General features: G+C 70.4%; 7 protein-coding genes. 1 reads left to right on the forward strand and 6 read right to left on the reverse strand.

Going from position 1 to position 9,117, the window contains the following annotated elements; translation table 11 throughout:
* The first annotated feature begins 20 nt into the window (after positions 1–20).
* Positions 21–2,348 (forward strand): molybdopterin-dependent oxidoreductase, encoded by a 2,328-nt coding sequence (locus tag BN976_RS00485; RefSeq protein WP_370501132.1) that lies wholly within the window; start codon positions 21–23, stop codon positions 2,346–2,348.
* Here the strand turns inward: BN976_RS00485 and BN976_RS00490 are convergent.
* The 6 genes from BN976_RS00490 to BN976_RS00515 all read right to left on the reverse strand — a co-directional run bounded on the left by BN976_RS00490 (position 2,321) and on the right by BN976_RS00515 (position 8,782).
* Positions 2,321–3,652, reverse strand: a complete 1,332-nt coding sequence (locus BN976_RS00490) for a DEAD/DEAH box helicase (protein WP_011779662.1) — start codon at positions 3,650–3,652, stop codon at positions 2,321–2,323. The two genes, BN976_RS00485 and BN976_RS00490, sit on opposite strands and share 28 nt — an antisense overlap.
* Before the next feature lie 214 nt (positions 3,653–3,866).
* Complete coding sequence (hflX, locus tag BN976_RS00495; protein WP_109489522.1) at positions 3,867–5,279, reverse strand: GTPase HflX; 1,413 nt, start codon at positions 5,277–5,279, stop codon at positions 3,867–3,869.
* A gap of 121 nt (positions 5,280–5,400) precedes the next feature.
* On the reverse strand, positions 5,401–6,270 hold the full coding sequence (gene dapF, locus BN976_RS00500; RefSeq protein WP_036367033.1) for a diaminopimelate epimerase: 870 nt from the start codon (positions 6,268–6,270) through the stop codon (positions 5,401–5,403).
* 4 nt (positions 6,271–6,274) lie between these two features.
* A complete protein-coding gene (gene miaA / locus BN976_RS00505) occupies positions 6,275–7,201 on the reverse strand; it encodes a tRNA (adenosine(37)-N6)-dimethylallyltransferase MiaA (protein ID WP_011779659.1) in 927 nt (308 codons plus the stop codon).
* A 5-nt stretch (positions 7,202–7,206) separates the two neighbouring features.
* Positions 7,207–7,893, reverse strand: a complete 687-nt coding sequence (locus BN976_RS00510) for a class III extradiol ring-cleavage dioxygenase family protein (protein WP_036368879.1) — start codon at positions 7,891–7,893, stop codon at positions 7,207–7,209.
* Positions 7,894–7,903: 10 nt separating this feature from the next.
* Entirely contained in the window at positions 7,904–8,782 is an 879-nt protein-coding gene (locus BN976_RS00515; RefSeq protein ID WP_036367035.1) for a DMT family transporter, read from the reverse strand.
* Between the last annotated feature and the right edge of the window lie 335 nt (positions 8,783–9,117).

Genomic DNA, 9,117 nt, shown 5'->3' on the forward strand with positions numbered 1-9,117 from the left:
AACGTACCCCATCCAACCGGATGGTTGGTCGGGGCGGGCGCGCCGTTAGACTTTCGTCCGTGTCGGCAACGCAGACCAGCTTGACGCACTGGGGCGCGTTCTCCGCGACGGTGGAAGCCGGTGAGATCACGGCGGTGGCCCCGGTGGCCGGGGACGACGACCCCTCGGTGGCGCTCGGCAATCTGCCCGGATCGGTCAGGCACATCTCCCGGGTCACCACGCCCGCCGTCCGCCGCGGCTGGCTGGATCACGGCCCGGGACCCGACGACAGTCGCGGCGCCGACGACTTCGTCGCCGTGACGTGGGATGAACTCACCGAACTTCTCGGCGACGAACTCCGCCGTGTCATCGACACCCACGGCAACGGGGCGATCTACGGCGGATCCTACGGCTGGTCCAGCGCGGGACGGTTCCACCACGCACAGAGCCAGGTGCATCGCTTCTTGAACTGCCTTGGTGGGTATACGTTTTCGCGCCACTCCTACAGCCTCGGTGCGACCGGGGTGATCATGCCGCGCGTGGTGGGCACGCACGACGACCTGTTCAAGCGATCCACCCAGTGGGACGTCATCGTCGAACACACGGATCTGATGGTGTGTTTCGGTGGTGTCGCACTGAAGAACACCGGCGTCAACCACGGGGGCACGACGGCCCACCCGGCGCGCGGTGCGCTGGACCGTTTCCGCGCCCGCGGCGGCCACCTGGTGTCGTTCTCACCGCTGCGTGACGACGTCGACGGGCCGTGCGACTGGTTTGCACCGGTACCGGGCACCGATGTGGCGATCATGCTGGCGCTGGCGCACGTGCTGGCCGCCGAATCGCTGGCCGACCGTGACTTCCTCGCCACCTACTGCACCGGATACGACCGGTTCGAGCGCTATCTGCTCGGTGTCGACGACGGGACACCGAAGTCTCCGCAGTGGGCGGCGCAGATCTGCGGTCTCGATGCCGACGATCTGACCGCGCTGGCGCGGCGGATGGCAGCGTGCCGCACGATCGTGACCGTGAGCTGGTCGCTGCAGCGCACCCGCCACGGCGAGCAGGCGCCCTGGATGGGCCTGACGCTGGCCGCAATGCTGGGCCAGATCGGGCTTCCCGGAGGCGGATTCGGCCACGGCTACGGGTCGATGAACGAGCCTGGCCTGGCGCCGGTGCGGTGCGGCCTGCCCCGACTGCCCCAGGGGATCAACCCGGTGACGACGTTCATCCCGGTCGCCGCCGTCAGCGACATGCTACTGAGCCCGGGCGAACCGTTCGACTACAACGGCCTGCGACTGCACTACCCCGACATCAGGCTGGTCTACTGGGCCGGCGGCAATCCGTTTCATCACCATCAGAACATCCCGCGGTTGCGGCGGGCGCTGCGCAGGCCCGATACCGTGGTGGTGCACGACCCGTACTGGACGCCGATGGCAAAGCACGCCGACATCGTGGTCCCGTCAACCACTTTCGCCGAGCGCCACGACTTCTCCGGCTCGCGTAACGACCCGGTGCTGATGGCGATGCGCAGGCTCGCCGAACCCTATGCCCAGGCCCGCGACGACTACGACACTTTCGCCGCGCTGGCGCGCAGACTCGGCGTCGCAGACACCTTCACCGAGGGTCGAACGTCGGCGCAGTGGCTCCGCCACCTCTATGAGAAATGGTCGGCCACGTTGGATTTCGAGGTTCCGTCGTTCGACGAGTTCTGGCAGGTGGGTCAAGTGCGGCTGCCCACCGACGAGGGACTGACCCTGTTCGCCGACTTCCGCGCCGACCCGTCGGCGCACCGGCTCGCCACCCCGAGCGGGCGGATCGAGATCTTCTCCGCCGACATCGCCGGCTTCGGCTACCGGGACTGCGTCGGCCACCCGGCGTGGTTCGAACCTGCCGAGTGGCTCGGCGGGCCCCGCGCCGAACGCTATCCGCTGCACCTGCTGGCCAACCAGCCGGCAAGCAGGCTGCACAGCCAACTCGACGGAGGCGCAACCAGTCAGGCCTCGAAAGTCGCGGGGCGGGAACCGGTCCGGATGCACCCGGACGACGCCGCCGAGCGAGGGCTGGCGGCCGGTGACGTGGTGCGCGTGTTCAACGACCGCGGCGCGTGTCTGGCCGGGGTGGTGCTCGATGACCGGGTGCGGCCGCGGGTGGTGCAGTTGTCCACCGGCGCGTGGTTCGACCCCGCCGATCCCGCCGATCCGGATTCGATGTGCGTGCACGGGAACCCGAACATGCTCACCGACGACGTCGGAACGTCAGCGTTGGCACACGGATGCACGGGCGCGCACGCGCTCGTGCAGATCGAGAAGTACACGGCCGCACCACCTCCGGTGCGTGCGCATCAGCCGCCGGTGTTCGCGGCGCGCTGAGTTCCCTGGCGGGGCCTGCGCCGCCGGGGGCCACGGGCGCTGCGCGACGGGCCGCCGCGGCGTGGATCGGCGCCCCGGTGGTCCTGGTTCCTGACCGCAGGTTTCGTGGCCTGCACGGCCTTGGGGGCGACGTGCCGCAGCGGTGCGACCTCGCCGACAAGCGCGTGCACCTCCGCCGAGTTGGCGTCGACGTTGCTCGGGCGCACGGTAATCCCGGCGCGGCGCAGCAACTGCTGGGTGTCCCTGCGCTGCTCGGGCAGTACGACGGTCACGACGTCGCCGTCGCTGCCCGCCCGCGCGGTGCGGCCCGACCGGTGCAGGTAGGCCTTGTGCTCCATCGGCGGGTCGACGTGCACGACGAGTTCGACGTCGTCGACGTGCACACCGCGGGCGGCGATGTCGGTGGCCACCAGCACCCGGGCCTCGCCGCTGCTGAATGCGGCCAGATTCCGCTCCCGGGCCGGCTGGGACAGGTTGCCGTGCAGATCCACCGACGGCACACCGGCATCGGTGAGCTGCTTGGCCAGTTTGCGGGCCTGATGCTTGGTGCGCATGAACAGGATTCGCCGTCCGGTGCCGGAGGCCAACCGGTGCACCAGGTCCTTCTTTTCCTGCACGCCGCCGACGTGGAACACGTGGTGGGTCATCTGGGCGGGAGCCTCGGCGGCCTCGTTGACCGAGTGCAGCACGGGGTCGTTGAGGAATCGTTGCACCAGCTTGTCCACGCCGTTGTCGAGCGTGGCCGAGAACAGCAGGCGCTGCCCGCCGCGCGGTGTGGCGGCGAGGATGCGGGTGACGCCGGGCAGGAAACCGAGGTCGGCCATGTGGTCGGCCTCGTCGAGCACGGTGGTCGTCACGTCCTGCAGGCTGATCAGCTTTTGCCCCATCAGATCTTCCAGGCGTCCCGGGCACGCGACGACGATGTCGACCCCGGCGCGCAGCGCCGCGACCTGCCTGCTCTGGGACACGCCACCGAAGATCGTGGTGATGCGCAGCCCGTTCGCCGCGGCCAGCGGCTGCAATGTCGCGGTGATCTGAGTCGCGAGCTCGCGCGTCGGCGCCAGCACCAGCCCCGACGGGCGCGAGGGCTGACTGCGACGACCGGTGAGGGCGGTCACCAACGGGATGGAGAACGCGAGCGTCTTGCCGCTGCCGGTCTTTCCGCGGCCGAGGACGTCGCGCCCGGCCAACGCGTCAGGCAGCGTGGCCGCCTGAATGGGGAACGGCTCGGTGATGCCGCGCTGGGACAGCGACTGCACCAATGGTGCGGGCACGCCGAGGTCGGTGAAGGTGGGGGTGGTCATGTGCGCCTTTCAGGCTGTCGGGCGTGTGCCCGACGACCGCGACGACGTGAATCGTCCAGCGGAAGTGCGCACACAGTGGCGGTAGTCGCCGTGGTGAATGGTTGGCGTCGGCGGTCTCACGGGCGACATGTTCTGAAGTGGAACTCACAGCGGTCGCAGCCGACGTTCGAGACCCAGACTACCGCACATCCGTGCGAACACCACATCGCGGAGGTCAGTACGTCGCGTAGTCGGCCAGCCCGGCTGCGAGCGAGACCGGCACGCGGGCCTTGATCCTGGTGCCCCGCTCGGTGTGTTCGGTGGCGTCGATCCGGCCGTCGGCGTGCAGTCGCGCCACCAGATCGCCGCGGCTGTAAGGGATTGTGACGTCGACCACGGTGTCGGTCGGCACCACGAGTTCGGCCATCCGCGCGCGGAGCCGGTCCAGCCCGTCACCGGTGTGCGCCGACACGAACACCGCACCCGGCAACGCACGCCGCAGCTGCGCCAGCGTCACACCGTCGGCCGCGTCGGTTTTGTTGACCACCAACAGTTCTGGCGGCGGCGCGATATCGTATTCGGCCGCCACCTCGTTGATCACCTGGCGCACGGCATTGATCTGGGCCAGCGGGTTGACGTCGGATCCGTCGACGACGTGCACCAGCAGTTCGGCGTCGACCACCTCTTCGAGCGTGGACCGGAACGCTTCGACGAGCTGGGTCGGCAGATGCCGGACGAATCCGACGGTGTCGGTCAACACGAAGGGTCGGCCGTCGTCGAATTCTCCACGGCGCGTTGTCGGTTCGAGCGTCGCGAACAACGCGTTCTCGACCAGCACACCGGCTCCGGTCAACGCGTTGAGCAGGCTCGACTTGCCCGCATTGGTGTAGCCGACGATCGCGATGGAGGGAATCTCGGTGCGCCGGCGTCCGCTGCGCTGTGTGTCGCGGATCTTCTTCATGTCCTTGATCTCGCGGCGCAGCTTGGCCATTCGCTCACGGATGCGGCGGCGGTCGGTTTCGATCTTGGTCTCACCGGGGCCGCGGGTACCCACACCGCCGCCGGCGCCGCCGGCCCGGCCACCGGCCTGGCGCGACATCGACTCGCCCCAACCGCGCAGTCGCGGCAGCATGTACTCCATCTGCGCCAGCGACACCTGTGCCTTGCCCTCCCGGCTGGTGGCGTGCTGGGCGAAGATGTCGAGGATCAGCGCCGTGCGGTCGATGACCTTGACCTTGACGACCTTCTCCAGCGCGTTCAGCTGGGCGGGGCTGAGCTCACCGTCGCAGATGACGGTGTCCGCTCCGGTGGCCACCACGATCTCACGCAGCTCCAGCGCCTTGCCCGAGCCGATGTAGGTGGATGGATCGGGTTTGTCACGCCGCTGGATCAGGCCATCGAGCACCTCGGAGCCCGCGGTCTCGGCGAGCGCGGCGAGTTCGGCCAGGCTGGCGTCGGCGTCGGCGGCGCTGCCCTCGGTCCACACGCCGACGAGCACCACCCGTTCCAGGCGCAGTTGGCGGTATTCGACCTCGGAGACATCGGTCAGCTCGGTGGACAGGCCGGCGACCCGGCGGAGCGCGGTGCGGTCCTCAAGGGCCAGCTCACCGACGCTGGGATTGTCGTTGGAAAATTCGGGATACGTCATAGGCGAATCAAGGTTCGCACGAATGTCACTTAACATGCACCCCTATTAACGCGCCCGCCGAGCCGACAATTCCACGCCGGCGGGCCGGCAGATCAATCACGCCGGCGAGCGGGCAATTCGATCACCCCTGAGCCGCCCACCATTCGTCGGCGAGGTCGCCGTGTGCGACCAGCACCGACGGGCCCCGCAGGTAGCTGTTGGCGTCGGTGATCGTGACGACGACCTCACCGCCGGGGATCCGCACCGTCAGCGACCCGGTCTGCTCGCCCTGGTGGGCCAGCGCCGCGACCGCCGCCGCGACGGTGCCGGTGCCGCAGGACCGGGTCTCCCCCACGCCCCGTTCATGGACCCGCATCGACACCGCGCCGTGCTCCGGTGCGGTGAGCACCTCCACGTTGACGCCGTCCGGGAATTGCGCGGCATCGAACACCACCGGCGCCGCGACGTCGAGCGCAGCCAGTTCCCGGCTGCTCATCGCCGCATCGACGCAGGCCAGATGCGGGTTACCGACGTCCACGGCCAGACCGTTGAACTGTCGCCCGCCGACCGTGGCGGCCCCGACACCCAGCTGATTGGCCTTGCCCATCTCGACGGTGACATCGGCGCCCACCCCGGCGAGCGCGTTGAGGACCACGGGCCTGGGCCCGGCCAACGAGCCGACGACGAATTCGTCGCGCGATTCGAGCCCGCTGGCCCGCAGATAGTGCGCGAACACGCGCACGCCGTTGCCGCACATCTGCGCGATGGATCCGTCGGCGTTGCGGTAGTCCATGTACCAGTCACCCTCGACGACGCCCTCGGGCAGTCGGTCGAACACCCCGGCGGCCCGGGCGGCCCCGGCGGTCGTCACCCGCAGCACCCCGTCGGCACCCAGCCCCTGCCTGCGGTCACACAGCGCGGCGACGGCTGCCGGTGTCAGCGCCAGATCGGCGGTCAGGTCGGGCAGCAGCACGAAGTCGTTCTGCGTACCGTGACCTTTGGCGAACTTCACCAGGTCAGGATACGTCCCGCCAGATCCGAATCACCTTGTCGGCGAGTGCGGCACTTCCACCGGCCGCGCCGTCGAGCCAGGTGATGCGGTGGTCGCGACGGAACCAGGAGCGCTGCCTGCGCACATAGCGGCGGGTGCCGACGAACGTCGGTTCGCGCGCCGCGCTGCCGTCGCCGCCGGCATCGAGGTCGGCGAGCACCTGCGCGTAGCCCAGCGCCCGCGCCGCGGTGACACCCTCGCGCAGCCCGACGCCGAGAAGCCCGACGACCTCGTCGACCAACCCGCGCTCGAACATGAGGTCGGTGCGACGGGCCAGTCGCTCGTCGAGAACTGTTGTGTCCCAGTCCAACCCGACGATCACGGTGCCCCAGCGTGGCGCCCCGATGGTGGGTGCCGACGCCGCGAACGGCTGCCCGGTCAGCTCCACGACCTCCAGCGCCCGCACGATGCGCCGCCCGTCGGTCGGCAGGATCGACGCGGCGGCCGCGGCGTCGACGTCCGCGAGCTCGTGGTGCAGCGCCGCCACCCCGATCTCGGCGAGCCGGCGCTCCCATCTGGTCCGCACCCGGGGGTCGGTGGCCGGGAACGACCACTGGTCGAGCAGCGACTGCACGTAGAGCATCGACCCGCCGACGATGACGGGCAGCGCCCCGCGCGCGGCGATCGCCTCCACGTCGGCCGCCGCAGCCTGCTGGTAGCGCGCGACGGTGGCGGTCTCGGTGACGTCGAGCACGTCGAGCTGGTGGTGGGGCACCCCGTGCCGCTCGACGACGGTGAGTTTGGCGGTGCCGATGTCCATGCCGCGGTAAAGCTGCATGGCGTCCGCGTTGACGACCTCCACGGCGATCTCGGCGCTGAGCAGGCCGGCCACGGCCAGCGCCAGGTCTGATTTTCCGGTCCCGGTCGGGCCGACGATCGCCAGCGGTCGCACGGCCGTCACGGGGTCCAGACGCCGACGAAGTAGCCGACGCCGTAGGGGGCGCCGCGGTAGAGCTCCTTGGCCGACCGCGGCCCGGGCTCGGCCAGTCCCGCCAGCACCTGGTAGGCGACCCGCCCTAGGACGGTCGAGGGCAGGCGCATCAACGCCGCGGTGTCACCCGTGGCCAGCGCGTCGTCGAGGGCGGCCTGCACGCGCGGCGAATCCGGGTCGTGGCCGCCAGGGGCCGCCGGGGTCAGGGTGTTCGCACCGTCGGCGACCACGAGCACGCCGACCTCCTCGGGCGCGGCGTCGAGCTGTGCGCGCAGCCGCCGGCCCAGGTCGGCCGCGGCCCCGGGTTCCTGATCACCGCGACAGGCCCACACCTCGGCGACGGCCTGTGGGCGGGCGAGGCCACGCAGCCATGCCGTGATCAGGGCGCACAGCGGCAACGCCGTCGGCTCGCCGCTGCCGGGTCCGGACAGACCGACCCTGACGTCGACGCCGTAGCCGGCGAACGTTCCGACCGATTCCGGTCCGTGCACACCATCGGCCGCGGCGACACCGACGGCGATCCAGCGTCGCGGCAACTGCGCGGCGGCGGACACCGCGGCCGCGCGAAGGTCCTCGGTCTCGGCGGCCGCCGAGGAGGCGAGTTCGGGAACCATCACCGGAGCGGACGGGACGATCACAATGGCGCTCAACATCAGCTCCAAGCTAACCCGACGGTTCTTTGACGGTCGCCTCCCCACGGGCCAGCGCCGCGGTGGCCGTCACCATCGCCGCCACCGCGACGACCAGCGTGGCCCAGCCCGCCGCACCCGGCCGCAGCGTCTCGCCGAGTACCACCACGCTCAACACGCTCGCCACCACCGGTTCGGCCACCGTCATCGTCGGCAGCGAGGCCGTCAGCGCGCCCGCCCGGAACGCCGCCTGCTGTGTCGAGGTGCCCAGGAGCGCGACCACCGCCCACGCATAGAGCTCCGGGGTGCGCAGCAGCTCGGTCAGGCCGGCGAGGCTCGTGACGTCGAGGCGGTGCACCACCGCCTTGGTCAGCACCGCGAACAGCCCCCACAGCGCGCCGGACACCACAGCCATCAGCACCGCGCTGATCGGCCCCGACCACACGGTCGCGCCCACCACGCACAGTGCCAGCAGGGGCCCGAGCACCGTCGCCACACCCAGCCACGTCTCCAGCGACGCCCGGGACGCTCCCTCCGTGGGGTTCCCGACGGTGACGATCACCGCCACCGCCCCGGCCAGCACCGCAGCCCACAACAACTCCCACCGGGTGACGCGCCGATGCGAGAGCCTGGCGCTGATCGGCAGCGCGAACAGCAGCGAGGTGACCAGCAGCGCCTGCACCAGCAGCACCGAGCCCAGACCCAGCGCCGCGGCCTGCAACACGAAGCCGGCCGCGGCGGTACCGCTTCCCACCCACCACCGGCCGTCACGCAACAGCCTGCCGAAAAGCTCCAGGTGACCGATGGGTTCGTCGGTCACGCCGCGCGCCGACCGCTGGTGGATGACGTCACCGACCGCCATGAAGAAGGCGGCGGCGAGGGCGAGCAGCGCGGCGAGATCCGCCTTCGCCATCGGCGACCTCCTTCGGGGTTTTCGGACAGAGCCTAGGCAGCGGCGGCGGCCAAGGCGTGGGCGCAGCGCCGGGCGACCTGTTTCAATAGCCTTCAACACTGTCGTGAGGCAGTCTTGAAGGCTCATCGTTGTAAGGCTCATCAGGCGCCGCATCGCGCGGCAGGTGCGCGGACACGCGCGGAGGACACGAGGTAACGGACATGACGACAACCGAACCGGGCGAATCCCAGGAAGCCGCCCACCAGGGCCCCGATCCCGCGCAGGAGACCACCTCCGCGCCGGCCCCGAGCCCGAAACCGTCCGCTGCCGTCAAACCCCGGCCCGGCCCGGCCCGG

The sequence above is a fragment of the Mycolicibacterium austroafricanum genome, assembly GCF_000612725.1.
GTDB classification, from domain to species: domain Bacteria; phylum Actinomycetota; class Actinomycetes; order Mycobacteriales; family Mycobacteriaceae; genus Mycobacterium; species Mycobacterium austroafricanum.

Excerpts from the sequence above, each read along its gene's own strand:
- BN976_RS00485 (WP_370501132.1), top strand. The coding sequence starts at position 21 with ATGGTTGGTCGGGGCGGGCGCGCCGTTAGACTTTCGTCCGTGTCGGCA.
- BN976_RS00490 (WP_011779662.1), bottom strand. The coding sequence starts at position 3,652 with ATGACCACCCCCACCTTCACCGACCTCGGCGTGCCCGCACCATTGGTG.
- hflX (WP_109489522.1), bottom strand. The coding sequence starts at position 5,279 with ATGACGTATCCCGAATTTTCCAACGACAATCCCAGCGTCGGTGAGCTG.
- BN976_RS00510 (WP_036368879.1), bottom strand. The coding sequence starts at position 7,893 with ATGTTGAGCGCCATTGTGATCGTCCCGTCCGCTCCGGTGATGGTTCCC.
- BN976_RS00515 (WP_036367035.1), bottom strand. The coding sequence starts at position 8,782 with ATGGCGAAGGCGGATCTCGCCGCGCTGCTCGCCCTCGCCGCCGCCTTC.